The organism is Salegentibacter sp. (assembly GCF_036568425.1).
Lineage (GTDB): Bacteria > Bacteroidota > Bacteroidia > Flavobacteriales > Flavobacteriaceae > Salegentibacter.
Window position 1 is genome coordinate 1 of the sequence record NZ_DATCSO010000019.1, and the last position, 17,252, is coordinate 17,252.

Sequence of the window (17,252 nt, forward strand, 5' to 3'; positions counted from 1 at the left end):
CTAAAGGAATCCTGCAAAGGTTAAAAAGCAGGATTAATTTAGTTTTTTAGAAAAAATATTTATTTTAGCAATCCTTATTAATCAATAACCCATTATGGAACCAAAGAAAAATCCTAAAGCAGATCTAAGCAGGAGAAGCGTATTGTTTCTTCAGTTAGGTCTTATTTTAGTCCTTTTAGTTACCTGGCAGGCTATTGAGTGGAAAACCTATGACAAGGAAGCCCTCGATACCGGTCAGCTTAATTTGGAAGAATTGGATGATGAAGAAATTCCAATTACCGAAATGCAAAACACTCCACCACCTCCACCACCTCCACCACCACCAGCACCAGAGGTAATTGAGGTTGTTGAAGATGAGGAAGAGGTTGAAGAGGACGAGATACAGTCTACCGAAACCAATATGGAAGAAATTGTAGAAGTTGAAGAAGTTGTAGAAGCTCCTGTAGAAGAAGAAGTTGCTGATGTTCCTTTCGCTGTTATTGAGAATGTGCCAATCTATCCAGGTTGTGAGAACATGAAAAATAATCAGGAGCGTAAGGATTGTATGAGTCAGAAGATTCAGCAGCACGTAAACAGAGAGTTTAATAAAGATCTTGGTTCAGAGCTTGGATTGTCTGGGGTTAACAGGGTGATCGTTCAGTTTAAGATCAACGAAAAAGGTGATATTGTAGACGTGATGTCTCGTGCACCACACCCAAGACTTGAAAGGGAAGCTGCCAGGGTTATCAACAAATTACCTAAAATGCAACCAGGTAAACAACGTGGGAAAGCAGTAGGGGTTATGTACTCTCTTCCAATTGTTTTCCAGGTACAGGATTAAATATTCTTTTATTCTAAATATCAAATCCCGGGTTTTTCCCGGGATTTTTTTGTTTTGGCTCTAAAACTCTGTTTAAAAAATGTATATTTCCATTGTGAAACCAACCTACTTGCAAGTGGTATGAAGTATACACTGCTTCTTTTTGTAATTCTTACCTCGGGCTACCTGTCTGCACAAACCAAAAACAACATAGAGGTTTACCCGCGGTTTTCTAACTGTCAAAATGTACCCTATGTGCAGCAACCTGATTGTTTTGAACAAACTTTTTCTGATTTTGTGATTGAAAACTTTCAGCTTCCTTCAAAAGTAAAAGCTGAAAACTATCGGGGAGTAGCAAGCCTTGTCTTTGAGGTTGACGAAACCGGTTCTTTTAACCTTCTGTATACTGATGCTGCTTATTCTGAATTAAAAGAAGAGCTTCAGCGTGTATTTTCTCTTCTTCCTGAAATTGCTCCAGCCACTTATAATTCCAGGCCTTCTTTCATGCAGTTTAAATTGAAACTAAGAATTCCGCTGGAGATTTCTTTTGAGGAGGTTCCTGTTCAGGAGAAATTCTTTTCAGAAGAAAAGAAGGAGGAAGTGCTAACAGGTAGAACTTATTCCACAATTCAGGCCCTGGATGAATACGACAGCATCCAATCTGGCGAATTCACCAAACCGAGATATCAAAGCCATATCAATATCCCCTTGAGTCATGAGTACTATTCAAGATTCGATTTTGATTTTAACCGCATAGGTGCAAATACTCATTCGGCTTCAAAACCATTGAGATTCGATGAGGTGGCTCCCTATTACGATTTTAAAGCCGAAGAGGCGAAAATGCTAAAAAATACCAGTTCCTTCTTTGGACGTAAAATCTGGAATGAGCACCTAATCCGGTTCCAGACCGAGGACTACTGGTTTAGCATAGATTTCGCTATGGATATGCAATTGGGGAAAGATTTTGAACAATCTGAATATGAATTTACTTATAACAATACCAGGGCTGCGATTTTTCAGGGAGGCCTGGGAAAGAAGTTGAATTTCTATTCCGTGGTTTATGAAAACCAGGGAAGATTTGCTGATTATTATAACCGCTATGCCGAATCGATAAAGCCAGACGGGGGTGATCCTGCCATTGTCCCCGGCCGTGGAATCGCAAAAGCCTTTATGGATGGAGGCTATGATTATCCTGTTGCTGAGGGGTATCTTACCTATACTCCGGGAAAATTCTTTAACCTTGAATTTGGCCATGGCAAAAATTTTATAGGGGATGGATACCGGTCGCTTTTGATGAGTGATAATGCCTCGCCGTATCCCTATTTTAAATTAAATACAATTTTCTGGAAGATCAAATACACAAACACATGGATGTCTTTGCGCGATGTACGTCCTGAGGTGACCGAGAGTGGTTCTTTCCGCACAAAATATATGGCAAACCATTATTTGAGCTACAATGTCACCAAAAAACTCAATCTTGGCTTCTTTGAATCGGTGGTGTGGGAAAATGATAACAACCGTGGATTTGATCTAAATTATTTAAACCCGGTGATTTTTTATCGTGCTATTGAATTTTCTACCGGTGCCCGTGGCGGAAATGCGATAATTGGACTTACCGGAAAATATAAAGTTAGTAATCAGGTAAATGTTTATGCGCAATGGGTTATTGATGAATTTTCTTCTACCGATGTTTTTGGAGGAGAACAAAGCTGGAAAAATAAATTGGGATATCAGCTTGGCGTAAAATATTTTAATGCATTTTCAGTTCCCGGTCTTTTCCTGAGGCTTGAGTATAACCAGGTTCGACCATACACCTATTCTCATAATACAGGGGTTCTGAATTATGGGCACAACAACCAATCTATGGCACACCAGTGGGGTGCCAGTTTTAGGGAAATCCTGGCAATAGCCAGGTTCAAAAAAGACAGGTGGTTTGGCCATGGAAAACTTATCTATGGTACACGTGGATATAATTTCAATAATTTTATTGATAATTATAATTATGGTGGTGATATTTACGGCAGTGAGAGAGATCGGCCGGAAAATCTGGATACCGGTGTGAAAATCGGCCAGGGGAATACCACTAATTCGATTTTTGCTGAAATCGAGGGCGGTTATATTATTAATCCCTCCACTAATCTTAAATTATACGGGAGTTTTATATATCGAAATTTCAAACCCGAGGTAGAAACCTTTAATCAGTTTGAGAATTCCACCGCCTGGATCAACTTCGGAATAAGAACCGATATATTTAATTGGTACTACGACTATTAAGTCTCTTGCTGGTCATTAAAATTAACATTTGTGAGCCCTTGTCTAAAACTAATTAAGGGCTATCTTTGCGCCAATTTAAAAAACTGTTTTTGAGTAGCTCCGGCGTACATACCCCAACTGTCTCCCGCTTAACCGATTTTAAAGAAATAACCAAAATGCGACTTGCAGTTAGCGTGGTTTTTTCTTCTGTTACGGGATATTTTCTTGGAGCTGAGACCATAGATTTTGTAGTGGTGTTATTACTTGCTATTGGAGGATATCTTATGGTTGGAGCTTCAAATGCCTTTAATCAAATTATCGAGAAAAACCTCGATGCTTTGATGGATCGCACAAAGAATCGGCCTGTGCCTGCCGGCAGAATGACGGTTACCCGGGCATTCATTATCGCCAGTGTTTTTACAATTCTGGGTTTGATAGTCCTTTATATTATCAATCCAAAAACAGCGATGTTTGGAGCTCTTAGTATCTTCATTTATGTAAGTGTTTACACTCCTCTTAAAACGAAGACTCCTCTTTCTGTTTTTGTTGGAGCCTTACCGGGAGCAATTCCGTTTATGTTGGGTTGGGTTGCCGCGACAGATAGTTTTGGGATTGAACCAGGAGTGTTGTTTATGATTCAGTTTTTTTGGCAATTTCCACATTTCTGGGCTTTAGGGTGGTGGTTGTATGATGACTATAAAAAAGGAGGCTTCTTTATGTTGCCTACAGGAAAAAGGAATAAAGGAACGGCAATACAAATTGTGCTATATACGGTATGGACCGTACTTGTTTCATTAATTCCGGCATTTGGAGTTACAGGAAGACTTTATCTAACTCCGGTTGCGGCAATTTTAATATTAATGCTAGGCTTAGGAATGTTGTATTATGCCGTTAATCTTTATAGGAAAAAATCGGCCCAGGCGGCCAAAAAATTAATGTTGGCCAGCGTTTCATATATTACATTGCTTCAAATAATATACATGCTGGATAAATTTATAAGACAATGGATTTAACACAAGGAACCGATAAGAGCAAATTTGCCAGAGCTAAAAAAATGATGCTATGGTTTGGAATAATAAGCATGGTGATGACCTTTGCCGGTTTAACAAGTGCTTATGTTGTGAGTAAAAACAGGCCAGATTGGCTTACCAATTTTGACTTACCCAATGCCTTCGTATGGAGTACCTTGGTGATAGTGATAAGCAGTATTACTTTTTTCCTTGCGAAAAAAAATATTGCTGCCTCCAGGCCTAAGAATGCAACGGCTTTTTTGCTTGGAACATTAATTCTTGCTCTTTTATTTGGGGCACTACAATTTCAGGGGTTTAATGATATCGTATCGCAGGGTTATTATTTTACAGGTAGTGAAAGCAGTATCACCACATCTTTTATTTATGTGCTGGTTTTGGTGCATTTAGCACATTTAGCGGGAGGTTTAATAGTGTTGTCAGTGATAATTTATAACCATTTTAAACAACGATACCGGCCGGGCCAAATGCTTGGGATCGAGCTGGGTGCCACCTTCTGGCATTTTGTAGATATTCTGTGGATTTATTTGTTTTTATTTTTATATTTCTTCAGATAATAAAATTTACGTTATTTTTGCGCAATCACAAAAACTAAACTAAAAACTCTTCTATGGACGCGACTGTTGTAAGAACAGGCACCGAAGGTAAAACCTGGGGCGGGGGAAATGAACCTCTTAAAGCGAGTTACGGAAAAATGATGATGTGGTTTTTCATCGTTTCTGATGCGCTTACATTTTCAGGTTTTCTTGCGGCTTATGGATTTTCTAGATTCAAATTTATTGACTCCTGGCCTATAGCCGACGAGGTATTTAACCACTTCCCATTCCTTCATGGGGTTGATGCTCCTATGTATTATGTAGCATTAATGACCTTTATCCTTATCTTTTCATCGGTAACGATGGTTTTGGCGGTAGATGCCGGCCATCAGATGAAAAAGGGGAAAGTGATTTTCTACATGTTCCTTACTATTATTGGTGGGCTTATATTCCTTGGTTCTCAAGCCTGGGAATGGAAAAATTTTATTTCTGGAACCTATGGTGCGGTAAGTACTAAAGGAGGAAATATTCTCCAGTTTGTAGATAATGAAGGCCACCGGGTAGCCCTCGCCGATGTTGCGCAGGTGATTCCAACTGAGCGTGTCCCACATACCCGTGAAAGCGGGGTTTGGTTTGAAGAGGGTGCACCACTTCCTTCCTATTCTATTGAGGAGATTAAAGCTGGTTTTGCAGCTAATGAGAATATTCTGGTTAGAACTCAGAGTTTAACAGAAGAAGGGGAGAAAACCATCCTTAGCAGAGATGAATCTTTAAGAAAACTGAACACTGAGGCTGTTGGAATTGTTGAGGGAGCAAATTTGTCTCAAAATGAATATGGACCACCCCTGTTTGCCGATTTCTTTTTCTTTATTACCGGATTCCATGGATTCCACGTACTGTCGGGGGTTTTAATAAATATCATAATCTTTTTTAATGTGGTAATTGGTACCTATGAGAGACGTGGTAGTTATGAAATGGTAGAGAAAGTTGGACTTTACTGGCACTTTGTAGATTTAGTTTGGGTATTTGTATTTACATTCTTTTACCTGGTATAATTTTCTAAGACAGAACGAAAAATATTATGGCACACGAAACTGCACATCATCACGAATCTAATACCAAACGAATCTGGATAGTATTTGCAATTCTATCTGGTTTGACTATTGTTGAAGTTGTTTTCGGGATTCTAAAACCTGGTTTTCTTGTTCATACTGACTTGTTTAGTATGAGCCTGCTTAATTGGATTTTTATAATTCTTACGCTTTTTAAAGCATACTATATTGCCTGGGCTTTTATGCACCTTGAAGGAGAAGTAAAAGGCTTAAGAAGGGCAGTTGTATGGACTGCGGTATTCCTTATAAGTTATCTTATATTTATTCTTCTCACCGAAGGGGATTATATATATGAAGTTTTTAAATCGAACCACGTAGCTTGGGATTTTTAAACACATGAAAGTTAAATGATAGAGAAAAGACGGTTTTATAAAACCGTCTTTTTATTTTTGCACCTAAGTAGAATCAGGTTTATGAAAAAGTTTTTTGTACTTATTGTACTTTTCGCATTACCCATTATCGCTTACCTCTTTTTTTCTTCAGGCCAGAATAACTTTGCTAAACTTCCGGTTCTTACTGAAAAAGTTCAGGATGTAAAAACATTTGAAAGTTTGAGGGGAGAAAGAGTTTCCCTGGAGGATAAGATTAGTATTGTAGCATTTTTCGGAAAAGATCTGGATCAAATAAAAGGACATACCTTTAACCTGGATCAAAAGATACTCGAAAAATATTATGAATTCAAAGATTTTCAATTCGTAATTGTGCTGCCGGAATCCGCGCGCGAGAGTGCCCTACGTTTTTCTGAAGAATTTGAGGCCATAGGCAATCCGCAGAATTGGAAATTTGTTTTCTCTTCTGAAGAAAAAGTAAAAGCAGTTTTTAAAAGTATGGATTCCGGCCTTAAATTGGATGAAAATCTCCACACGCCTTATGTTTTTATTGTAGATAAAGACAGAAACCTTCGTGGTAGAGAAGACGACGAAGATTATGGCAGGATGTATGGTTATGATGCCAGTTCTGTGGCCGACCTTAGCAATAAAATGAACGATGACGTTAAAGTTATTTTAGCCGAATATCGTTTGGCCCTTAAAAAGAATAACGCCGAAAGGAAAAACTAGATTTCACGACCACCTTACTAAAGCTTTTATAATGAAGAATTATTCATACATAGGGATTTCACTGATCATCCTGATCTTTGGAATCATCTTTATTCCAAAAATAGTAGACCGTATAAGCAGCGATTCAGTAGTAGAATCAGATAGGTTAAATGTAAAGGGGGCTGAGAGAAAATCGGCTCCTGCCGAAGAACTGGCTTACATAGAGATCAATGGAAAGCGAAAAAAAGCTCCTGAGTTTGAGCTTATCGACCAGCATGGAGATACTATTACCAATGCGGATTACCTGGGGAAGGTATATTTAGCCGAATTTTTCTTTTCTACCTGTCCTACAATTTGTCCAATCATGAATAGTAATTTGGTTGAGATTCAGAATGAGATCAAAAATGAAGAAAATTTTGGGATCGCTTCATTCAGTATAGATCCTACCTACGATACACCAGAGGTTCTTCTGGAATACGCAGAAAAGTACGGGATTACTAATCCTAATTGGCATCTTATGACAGGAGATAAGGATGATATTTACGCACTGGCTAATTCCGGATTTAATATTTATGCAGGGGAAGACGAGAACGCAGCCGGAGGTTTTGCGCACCAGGGAATGTTTGCTCTGGTAGATCAGGAAGGTTACATCAGGTCACGTAGAGATGTTTATGGTAACCCCATAATTTATTATAGAGGTTCTGTGGAAAGAAATAAATCTGTAGCTGAAGGGGAAGAGACTCCCGAGATTGATATTTTAATTGAAGATATTAAAAACTTATTGTGAAGGCAAGACTAACAAAAACCGATAGAATAGCGGTACCGGTAATAATTTCACTTTCTATTGCCGTCCCTTTAATTGTACTTGTTCTGATGTATCTTCCTGAGCGTTTCAATTTTCTTGGAACACAGGCAGGTACTTTTCCGTTTTTCCATGCTGTTCTCAATGGGTCTACAGCCGTATTGCTGATGATGGGATATTTTTTTATGACGATAAAAGAATATAAGCTGCATCGAAATACCATGATAAGCGCATTTGTGCTTTCGTCGGTATTTTTGGTGAGTTATGTGATCTCAAAAATAAGTAACGACCCTGTGCCCTATGGAGGTGAAGGTGTTTTAAGATACCTGTACTTTTTCATTTTAATCACCCATATAGTCCTGTCGGCGATAATTGTTCCTTTGGTGCTTTTTACCATGTATCGGGGGCTTACTGCTGAATATGATAGACATGCCCGTATAGCAAGATGGACCTTTCCTATATGGCTATATGTTGCTGTCACGGGAGTGCTGGTGTATATTTTTATGATGCCTTATTACTAATAAATTGTAGTCCTGTTAAAACTTTTATTGAGACAGCTTGATTTTATATTTTTGTGCTTTAACTCAGGATAATGAAAACCAGATTATTATTCATATTAATTCTCTTTATACTACTTCCTTTTGCAGCGGAGGCGCAATGTGCGATGTGTAGAGCCGTTCTTGAAAGCGAAGGTGACCAAAGCATGGCAAAGGGAATAAACGACGGAATTCTCTACCTTATGATTTTCCCCTATCTTCTTATTGGCGGAATAGGCTATTTCATTTACCGCTCCCGAAAAAAAGCTAAAGAATCTGAAGAAGCCTAAAGAGCTTCAATATATTTCCTTAAATAAAGTGTAACTTTTTCTCTTTCGCAGAGTCTTATCGGTGGAGCTTTTCAACAAAAGTAAGCAACCTGTAAATTCACTGCAATGATAGAAATAAGAGATCTTCATAAGTCCTATAAAATGGGTAGTAACTCCCTGCACGTTTTAAAAGGAATTGATTTTAGCGTTGCCAAGGGGGAACTCGTTTCTATTATGGGGTCTTCAGGATCGGGTAAATCTACCTTATTGAATATTCTGGGGATGCTGGACGAGGCTGATGAGGGGTCCTATACTCTTGACGGGGTTCCTATTAAGAATCTCAACGAAAAGATAGCCGCGCGATACCGTAATAAATTTCTGGGTTTTATTTTCCAATCCTTCAATCTTATTTCTTATAAAAATGCTTTGGATAATGTGGCGCTTCCGCTGTATTACCAGGGGATTAAACGTGCGGAACGCATTGATAAGGCGATGAGTTACCTGGAAAAAGTTGGCCTGGCCGATTGGGCCGGACACTTGCCAAATGAACTTTCCGGAGGGCAAAAACAACGGGTTGCTATTGCGAGAGCTCTTGCCAGCGATCCAAAAGTGCTTCTAGCCGATGAACCTACCGGAGCTCTGGATTCCAAGACCTCTTATAATGTTATGAATTTAATTCAGGAAATCAATGATGAAGGGCGAACCATACTTGTGGTAACACACGAACCCGATATCGCAGCCATGACGAAGAGAATCGTTAATTTAAAAGATGGAAGGATAATTCAGGATACCGAAGTTAAACAGGTAAGAGCAATACAAAATGTTTGATTTAGAACGTTGGGAAGAGATCTTTGATACGATTCGTAAAAATAAATTGCGGACGTTTTTAACCGGGCTTTCGGTAGCTTCAGGGATTTTTATTCTGGTTGTTCTTCTGGGAATCGGTGAAGGAATGCGTAATGGTATTTCCGAGGAATTTAAACGGGATGCTGCCAATATTATTTATGTGTATACCGGCGTTACTTCTAAAGAATACAAAGGCTTAAACCCGGGTAGGAGAATTCAAATGAAGAATGAAGATTTTGACTACACCGCCTTAAAACATCAGGATGATTTAGAGTACAAATCTTCAATTTTTAGAATTTGGAATGGTATAGTAAATTACGGGAAAGAATCAGGTTCTTATCGCGTAGAAGGTGTATACCCCGATTATCAGTTTCTGGAAAACAGCGGTATGATAGAGGGGCGATTTGTAAATTATAAAGACCATGAGAACTTTGAGAAAGTTGCTGTTATAGGGAATAAAGTTCGCAACGACCTTTTTAAGGATAGCAAGGAACTGCTTGGACAGTACATTCAGATTTCCGGAATAAATTTTAAAGTAATTGGCGTTTTTACCGATCCCGGTGGAGAAAGGGAAGAAAGTCTTGTTTTTATTCCGCTTTCTACGGCACAACGTGTTTTTGGTGGCGCTAACAACATAGCCAATATGGCTTTTACCTTAGAGCCTGAAGATAATTTTGAAGCTGCTCTTGCCGCCTCCAACTTTTTTACAACCGATATTGAAAATCAACTTAAGGAAACACATACCATTGCTCCCAATGATGAAAGCGCAGTTCGGATAAATAACTCGTTGGAAAACGCCAAACGTTTCTATGACCTCATGGATATGATAAAATATTTCTTTTGGGGAGTTGGTATTTGTACCATCATCGCTGGGGTTGTTGGAGTTAGTAATATTATGTTGATTATTGTTAAAGAAAGAACCAGGGAAATAGGCATACGAAAAGCCCTTGGGGCAGAACCGCTCTCTATTGTAGGGATGGTCTTGCATGAATCTATTTTTGTAACCGCAATTGCCGGTTTTATTGGCTTGATCGCAAGTTTACTGCTTTTAGAGTTTGTGGGTCCCCTTATTGAAACCCAGTATATTTCTAATCCTTCGGTAAATTTCAATGTAGCGCTAACAACCGTTTTTATTTTAATTATTGCCGGTGCAATCGCCGGATTTTTCCCTGCCTGGAGGGCGGCAAGGATCAAACCTATTGAAGCATTAAGAGACGAATAATATGTTTAGCAGGGATAAATGGAGCGAAATAATTGAAGCATTAACTGCTAATTGGTTTAGAACCATACTTACGGCTTTTGGGGTTATGTGGGGGATATTCATCCTGGTTATTTTACTGGCTGCTGGAAAAGGGCTTGAAAATGGTGTAAAGCAGGGTTTTAGTGGTATTGCTACTAATACGATGTTTATGTGGACGCAAACGCCATCTAAACCATATAAAGGCTTGCCCAAAGGCAGACGCTATAGCTTTAAGATAGGCGATGTAGAGGCCTTACGGGAAAATGTGCCGGGACTTCGGTTTATTTCTCCGCGAAATCAATTAGGTGGTTTCGGCGGAAATAATAACGTAGTACGAGGGTTGCAAACCGGTGCCTTTAATGTCTATGGCGACTACCCCGAAATCATTCAGCAGGAACCTATGGATATTACTTCCGGAAGGTTTATTAACTATCTGGATATAGAACAAAAAAGAAAGGTTGCGATAATTGGGGAAGGCGTGCGACGTGAATTATACGAAAAAAATGAAGAGGTTTTAGGTACTTATCTCAAAATTAATGGAGTCAATTTTATGGTAATTGGCACCTATAAGAAAAAAGGCGGTGGTGGCGGGAATGCAGAAGAAGCCGAGAAAGAAATTTATGTGCCATTTACCGCATTCTCACAGGCTTTCAATAGAGGTGATAACGTTGGTTGGATGGCGATAACTGCCCACGATGGGAATTCTATTACCAGTTTAAAATCAAGAGTTCTGGATCTTATAAAAAGCAGGCACTCCATTCATCCTGAGGATGATAGAGCTGTGGGTAATTTTGATCTATATGAAGAATTCAACAAAGTAAATGGTTTGTTTGTAGCGTTAAAAGCAGTAGCCTATTTTGTAGGGATTTTGGTGTTGCTTTCGGGGATAATCGGTATCAGTAATATTATGCTAATCGTCGTAAAAGAAAGAACTAATGAGATAGGGGTAAGGCGCGCCCTCGGTGCCACGCCCTGGGCTATTAGAGGGCAAATCCTGTTGGAGTCTATTTTTCTAACCATTATTTCCGGAATGGTCGGAATTATTTTCGCCACAGGAATAATTGCCGCAATTAATTATGCCTTAAGCGGGATGGATACTTCAGAGATGATGTTTGCCAATCCCAGTGTTGATTTAGGAGTGGTGCTTACGGCCCTTTTGATTTTAGTGTGTTCAGGTTTATTGGCAGGGTTAATTCCTGCGCAGAATGCGATTAAGATTAAGCCTGTGGATGCTCTTAGAACCGAATAAGGAAAAAAAGTAAAGAAGATAAATACAATCAAAAAATGAAAAAGACAGTAACCATCTCAATTCTAGTATTGATCGCCGTTGTTTTTGTAGGCGCATTATACTACTTGTTTCAGAAAAATCAAGAGGATCCTACGGTTTATGAAACCGAGCAGGCTTCAATAGAAACCATCGTTAAGAAAACCGTGGCGACAGGAAATATTGTTCCGAGGGAAGAAGTGCTCATAAAACCTAATATTTCAGGAATTATTGATGAAATATATATCGAAGCAGGAGAGAAAGTTAAGGCAGGGGATCTTATTGCGAAAATCAGGGTAATTCCAAATGTGAATTCACTTCAAAGCGCTAAAGATGCAGTGGCTACTGCAAAGATCAATTTAGATAATGAACAAAAGACTTTTGAGAGGCAGAAAGCTTTGTTCGAAAAAGGAGTAATCTCTCAAAACGACTTTGATAATGCTGAAGCCAACTACAAAAGAATGCAGCAGAATTACCGTTCGGCACAGCAAAACTTTGAAATAGTAAAAACAGGAACTACCAGCGGAATTGGAAGTGCAGCTAACACCCTTATTCGATCTACGGTTGATGGGATGGTGCTTGACGTGCCGGTGCGGGTTGGAAACCAGGTAATTGAAAGCAACAATTTTAACGATGGTACAACCTTGGCCACACTTGCCGATGTTAATGAAATGATCTTCGAAGGTAAAGTTGATGAAAGTGAGGTTGGAAAAATTAAAGAAGATTTACCATTAGAGGTGACGGTAGGTGCTATAGAAAACAAAACTTTTGATGCGGTTTTAGATTACATCGCTCCAAAGGGTGTGGATGAAAATGGCGCGATCCAGTTTGAAATAAAGGGGACATTGGATAAGGCCGATACTACTTTTATTCGTGCCGGTTTAAGTGCAAATGCCTCCATTATTTTAGATAGAGCAGATGAGGTATTGGCAATTAAGGAAGCTCTGGTTCAGTTTGATCCAAAAACACAGAAGCCTTTCGTGGAAGTAGAAACCGGAGATCAGCAATTTGAAAGAAGGGATTTGGAATTAGGAATTAGTGATGGGATTCAGGTTGAAGTAAAAAAGGGCATTTCCAAAGACGATAAAATTAAAGTTTGGAACAAAGTAAAAACAAGTCCGGAATTTGCCGGAAGTTAGATTTTTCGTTCAAAATGTAACAAGTTTAGAATTTCACAGACTCATCAACTACAATTCCGATTATGAAAAAATACAGCTTTTTAACCATATTTTTATTTTCTGTTTTATTTGCAACAGCCCAGGAAGACAATAAATGGACACTTCAGGAATGTGTGAATTATGCCCTGGAGAATAATATTTCCATAAAACAATCTGAACTTAATGTTGAACTTTCAGAAATTGAAAAGCTTGATGCCATAGGTAACCTCCTGCCAAATGTTAACGCATCAGCCACCAATGCATGGAATACAGGTTTAACCCAGAATGTAACTACCGGGATCCTCCAGACGCAAACTACCAGGAACTTTTCAGCTGGAATTACAGCCAGTATGAGTCTATTTGATGGATTGCGCAATTTTAAGCAAATTCAGCGTTCAAAAATATCCCAGCTTTCAGCCCAGTATTCTTTGGAAAAAATGAAGGATGATATCACTCTTTTTGTTGCCGATTCCTACCTACAGGTGCTTTTTAGTAAACAAAACCTGGAAGTGCTTAGACTACAAAACGAGGTGACTCTGGAGCAGCTGGAGCGCACACAGGAACTTGTAGATGCCGGTTCCTTGCCCCGGGGCGATTTATTAGAGATAAGGGCTACTAATGCTGATGAAAAACAGCGAATGATTGTTGCTCAAAATAACATTAAAATATCCCTGATCAATCTAGCCCAGCTTTTACGAATAGATGATTATGAGAATTTTGATGTCGTAGATCGTGATTACGATATCTTCGGAAGTGATATCCTGGAAAATTCGGTTTATGAAATTATTGACCGCGCCAGAGAGGAGCGATTTGAATTAAAAATAGCTGAAGCTAATCGTGATCTCGCCGAGAAAGATGTTGAAATTGCCAAAGGGGCCTATATGCCAACACTGGGAGCTTTCTTTAATTATAATACCCGGGAATCGGGAATGGGTAGAATAACCGGGGTGACCATAGACCCTCAGGATCCTACAAGGGAAATTGGCGTAGTGGAAAGCACGGGGGAGGTTGTTGTGGCACCAAATACGATGACTACCATAGGCAATCCATTACCTTTCTTTGAACAGCTTCAAAGAAATGACGGTATTACTTATGGTGTACAATTAAGTATTCCTGTTTTTAATGGGTTTGCTACTCGTAACCAGGTGAAAAGAGCAGAGGTTAATGCACAGCGGGCAGTATATGAAATGGAGCAGGCAGAGCTTGATCTGGAGGCTAATATTTACCAGGCTTATGTAGATGCCCAAGGTGCTTTTGAAGCCTATGAGGCTGCCTTGGTTGCGGCAAATGCCCAGGAACAGGCTTATGATTATGCTACCCAGCGTTATGATGTTGGACTTACTAATGCTTTTGATTACAGCCAGTCTAAGCTGAGGTATGAAAATGCCCAACGAGAGGTGGTACGAACTAAATACGATTATATTTTTAAACTTAAAGTCATAGAGCTTTATTTCGGGGTTCCGGTAACAGAGCTTAAATTTTAAATTATGAAGAAAAAGACGCTTTATATCATTATTGGTGTGTCCCTGGTTTTAATAATTTTACTTGTGGTTGGTAAGAGAGCCGGCTGGTTTGGAGACTCAGGCAACGTAAAAGAAGTGGAAATCACTAAAACTGAAGCCTTGGATATAACAGAAACTGTTGCCGCCACAGGAAAAATTCAGCCAGAAGTAGAGGTTAAGCTCTCTTCTGAGGTTTCCGGAGAAATTATTGAACTTCCTATCAAGGAAGGTCAAAGTGTGGAAAAAGGCGATCTTCTGGTAAAAATTAATCCTGATATCTACCAGTCTAGCCTTCAACGAATGGAAGCAGGCCTTCAGAATTTGAGGGCAAACTATAACCAGGCACAGGCAAATTTAAAACAGGCAGAAGCCGATTATAATCGGAATAAAACCCTTTTTGAAAAAGGAGTTATTTCTCAAGCTGAATGGGATGCTGTTGTATCAAATTATGAAGTGGCAAAGGCTGCAAAAGAATCAGCCTATTATAATATGCAAAGTGGAGCTGCCAGCGTTACTGAAGCGAGAGATAACCTTGCCCGAACAACAATATATGCACCTATGAGTGGCACGATCTCCCGTTTGGATGCAGAACTGGGTGAAAGAGTGGTAGGAACCCAACAAATGGCCGGTACAGAGATTTTAAGAGTCGCTAACCTGGCCAATATGGAGGTTGAGGTAGATGTAAATGAAAATGATATTGTCAAGGTTGAGGTTGGAGATTCTACCTTTGTTGAAGTTGATGCATATTTGCGTAGGGAATTTAAAGGCCTTGTTACTGAAATATCTAATTCTGCCGACAGCCAGCTTACTACCGATCAGGTAACTAATTTTAAAGTTAAGGTTCGAATTCTGGAAGAATCCTACGAGGATCTGGTGGAGGGAAAACCTCAAAATTACTCTCCCTTTCGACCTGGAATGACCGCTACAGTGGATATAATCACCAATAAACGTGAAAATGTTATTGGGGTTCCTATTAGTGCGATTGTGGTTAAAAGCGATACTATATCTAACGGAAATTCAACAGAAACATCCGGAGGAGAAATGTTTGAAGCGGTATTTGTAAAAGAAAATGAACAGGCAAAACTCCGGGTGGTTGAAACCGGTATTCAGGATGGCTCTCAAATAGAGATTACCAAGGGGCTTGAGGAAGGAGAAGAAGTGATTACCGGGCCATATACCCTGGTTACCAAATCCTTAAAAGATGGGGATCAGGTGAAAGTAGCTTCCGAAGAAAATTAGTAATTTTGCAGCCGCAGGCGGGAAATATTCTCTCTGCTTACTAAAATTACTATTTTGCCAAACATTCTCTGTTTAGAAACCTCAAGTACCAATTGTTCTGTGGCTATCGCTACAGGGGAAGGTATTCTTGATATTAAGGAAGATAAGAGTAACAATTATTCCCACGCCGAGAAACTTCACGTGTTTATCGATGAGATACTTAAGGAAAACCAGCTTAAAATTTCAGAGCTGGATGCCATAGCGATCAGTAAAGGCCCGGGATCCTATACGGGTTTAAGGATTGGGGTATCAGCAGCAAAAGGATTGTGTTTTTCTCTTGGGATCCCACTTATTGCTATTTCTACCATAAAATCTTTGGCTCTTCAGGTTCAAGAAAAAGATGCCATAGTGATTCCTTTACTCGATGCCCGTAGGATGGAAGTATATTCTGCAGTTTTTAATGCTGAATTTGAACAAATCAGGGAAACCCGTGCCGAAATTCTTGAAGCAGATATTTATTGGGAATATTTAGACCAGGGCAAGGTTATTTTTATTGGTTCAGGAGTAGAAAAATTTAAAAACATCTGTAAGCATACTAACGCGGTCTTTTTGGAAGGTAAATTACCTTCAGCAAAAGAAATGTGTTTGCCCGCCATAGAGAAATACAAAAAAAGCGACATCGAAGATGTCGCCTATTTTGAACCTTATTATTTAAAAGATTTTAAAGCCGGTTAATCGGCTGTATTCGAATTCCTGTTATTACTTAACTCCTTTTCTTTTGTACCATTCATTTTTGTTTGATCGTAAAGGTAGACATCACGCTGCGGATAAGGAATTGTCATACCGGCTTCTTCCAGTCTTATTTTTCCTTCTTCGATCATATACCAGTGGAGGTCCCAGAACTTACTGTTTTCAGCAAAATATCTTACTGAAAAGTTCACCGAGTTGTCTCCAAGCTCGGCAACAATAATTTGTGGTGCCGGATCTTTAAGAACATCTTCTTGTTCTTCTACAAGTTTAGTAAGCACTTCCTTTGCCTTTTTGATATCATCATCATAAGAAATACCAAAACTTAAGGTTTCTCTTCTTGTGCCATTGTAACTGTAGTTAATAATATTATCGTTACTTAAATCGCCATTAGGAATAACGGCTCGCTGGTTTCCAAAGGTATCAATCTTAGTATAAAATAAGGTGATTTCTACCACAGAACCAGAAACACCTTGTGCTTCTATCCAGTCGCCTACTTTAAAGGGCTTTAGAATTATGAGTAACACACCACCTGCAAGGTTGGAGAGTGAGCCCTGCATTGCAAGACCAATCGCTAAACCAGCGGCACCAATAGCAGCCACCAGCGAAGCGCTTTCTACACCCAATTGGGTAATCACGAGCACAAAAAGGATTATGCGAAGCCCCCACCGAATCGAATTTAGGGTGAAAATCTCCAATGTTCTATCGTAATCTTTTCTTTGAAAAAGTTTATCTACATATTTTACAATTAAACTGATTACCCAAAGGCCAATAATTAGCAAAGCAAGTGCACCCAGTAGCGTTGGGAGGTAATCAATAAATTTGTTTGCATATTCCCTGGCGATATCGCCCCAATCGTTTATTTGATCCATAAATGTTATTTTTTGTAAAGAGAATATATTAAAT

Annotated in this window: 18 protein-coding genes; 17 read left to right on the top strand and 1 reads right to left on the bottom strand. The window is 39.2% G+C overall.

The genetic code is table 11. The features are described 5' to 3' along the window. The first annotated feature begins 94 nt into the window (after positions 1 to 94). From VIM94_RS02300 to tsaB, 17 genes are all read left to right on the top strand, one after another. Entirely contained in the window at positions 95 to 820 is a 726-nt protein-coding gene (locus tag VIM94_RS02300) for an energy transducer TonB (RefSeq protein ID WP_332037675.1), read from the top strand. Positions 821 to 940: 120 nt separating this feature from the next. Next, positions 941 to 3,073 carry a gliding motility protein RemB gene (locus tag VIM94_RS02305; RefSeq protein WP_332037676.1) on the top strand — a complete coding sequence of 711 codons (2,133 nt, stop codon included), beginning with the start codon at positions 941 to 943 and terminating at the stop codon, positions 3,071 to 3,073. Between the two features lie 89 nt (positions 3,074 to 3,162). After that, a complete protein-coding gene (gene cyoE / locus VIM94_RS02310; protein ID WP_332037677.1) occupies positions 3,163 to 4,065 on the top strand; it encodes a heme o synthase in 903 nt (300 codons plus the stop codon). Then, positions 4,056 to 4,637: a cytochrome c oxidase subunit 3 gene (locus tag VIM94_RS02315; RefSeq protein WP_332037678.1), complete on the top strand. Its 582-nt coding sequence runs from the start codon at positions 4,056 to 4,058 to the stop codon at positions 4,635 to 4,637. Before cyoE ends, VIM94_RS02315 begins: the two co-directional genes overlap by 10 nt. 53 nt (positions 4,638 to 4,690) lie before the next feature. Continuing rightward, positions 4,691 to 5,671: a cytochrome c oxidase subunit 3 gene (locus tag VIM94_RS02320; RefSeq protein ID WP_332037679.1), complete on the top strand. Its 981-nt coding sequence runs from the start codon at positions 4,691 to 4,693 to the stop codon at positions 5,669 to 5,671. Positions 5,672 to 5,697: 26 nt separating this feature from the next. Further along, on the top strand, positions 5,698 to 6,060 hold the full coding sequence (locus VIM94_RS02325) for a cytochrome C oxidase subunit IV family protein (RefSeq protein WP_332037680.1): 363 nt from the start codon (positions 5,698 to 5,700) through the stop codon (positions 6,058 to 6,060). Positions 6,061 to 6,141: 81 nt separating this feature from the next. Then, positions 6,142 to 6,786: a hypothetical protein gene (locus VIM94_RS02330; RefSeq protein ID WP_332037681.1), complete on the top strand. Its 645-nt coding sequence runs from the start codon at positions 6,142 to 6,144 to the stop codon at positions 6,784 to 6,786. A gap of 31 nt (positions 6,787 to 6,817) precedes the next feature. Further along, complete coding sequence (locus VIM94_RS02335) at positions 6,818 to 7,552, top strand: SCO family protein (protein ID WP_332037682.1); 735 nt, start codon at positions 6,818 to 6,820, stop codon at positions 7,550 to 7,552. Then, the gene (locus VIM94_RS02340) at positions 7,549 to 8,088 is read left to right on the top strand and encodes a DUF420 domain-containing protein (RefSeq protein ID WP_332037683.1); all 540 of its coding nucleotides are present in this window, start codon (positions 7,549 to 7,551) and stop codon (positions 8,086 to 8,088) included. Before VIM94_RS02335 ends, VIM94_RS02340 begins: the two co-directional genes overlap by 4 nt. A gap of 71 nt (positions 8,089 to 8,159) precedes the next feature. Then, entirely contained in the window at positions 8,160 to 8,393 is a 234-nt protein-coding gene (locus tag VIM94_RS02345; RefSeq protein ID WP_332037684.1) for a hypothetical protein, read from the top strand. 105 nt (positions 8,394 to 8,498) lie between these two features. Continuing rightward, on the top strand, positions 8,499 to 9,200 hold the full coding sequence (locus tag VIM94_RS02350; RefSeq protein ID WP_332037685.1) for an ABC transporter ATP-binding protein: 702 nt from the start codon (positions 8,499 to 8,501) through the stop codon (positions 9,198 to 9,200). Continuing rightward, entirely contained in the window at positions 9,193 to 10,440 is a 1,248-nt protein-coding gene (locus VIM94_RS02355; RefSeq protein WP_332037686.1) for an ABC transporter permease, read from the top strand. Before VIM94_RS02350 ends, VIM94_RS02355 begins: the two co-directional genes overlap by 8 nt. A gap of 1 nt (position 10,441) precedes the next feature. After that, positions 10,442 to 11,707, top strand: a complete 1,266-nt coding sequence (locus VIM94_RS02360; protein WP_332037687.1) for an ABC transporter permease — start codon at positions 10,442 to 10,444, stop codon at positions 11,705 to 11,707. A gap of 35 nt (positions 11,708 to 11,742) precedes the next feature. After that, positions 11,743 to 12,861: an efflux RND transporter periplasmic adaptor subunit gene (locus VIM94_RS02365; protein ID WP_332037688.1), complete on the top strand. Its 1,119-nt coding sequence runs from the start codon at positions 11,743 to 11,745 to the stop codon at positions 12,859 to 12,861. A gap of 62 nt (positions 12,862 to 12,923) precedes the next feature. Next, positions 12,924 to 14,363: a TolC family protein gene (locus VIM94_RS02370; protein WP_332037689.1), complete on the top strand. Its 1,440-nt coding sequence runs from the start codon at positions 12,924 to 12,926 to the stop codon at positions 14,361 to 14,363. A gap of 3 nt (positions 14,364 to 14,366) precedes the next feature. Further along, complete coding sequence (locus tag VIM94_RS02375; protein WP_332037690.1) at positions 14,367 to 15,620, top strand: efflux RND transporter periplasmic adaptor subunit; 1,254 nt, start codon at positions 14,367 to 14,369, stop codon at positions 15,618 to 15,620. Between the two features lie 54 nt (positions 15,621 to 15,674). Next, positions 15,675 to 16,334: a tRNA (adenosine(37)-N6)-threonylcarbamoyltransferase complex dimerization subunit type 1 TsaB gene (tsaB, locus tag VIM94_RS02380; RefSeq protein ID WP_332037691.1), complete on the top strand. Its 660-nt coding sequence runs from the start codon at positions 15,675 to 15,677 to the stop codon at positions 16,332 to 16,334. Here the strand turns inward: tsaB and VIM94_RS02385 are convergent. Beyond that, positions 16,331 to 17,218, bottom strand: coding sequence for a mechanosensitive ion channel family protein (locus VIM94_RS02385; protein WP_332037692.1), 888 nt, complete (start codon positions 17,216 to 17,218; stop codon positions 16,331 to 16,333). The two genes, tsaB and VIM94_RS02385, sit on opposite strands and share 4 nt — an antisense overlap. Positions 17,219 to 17,252: the final 34 nt, after the last annotated feature.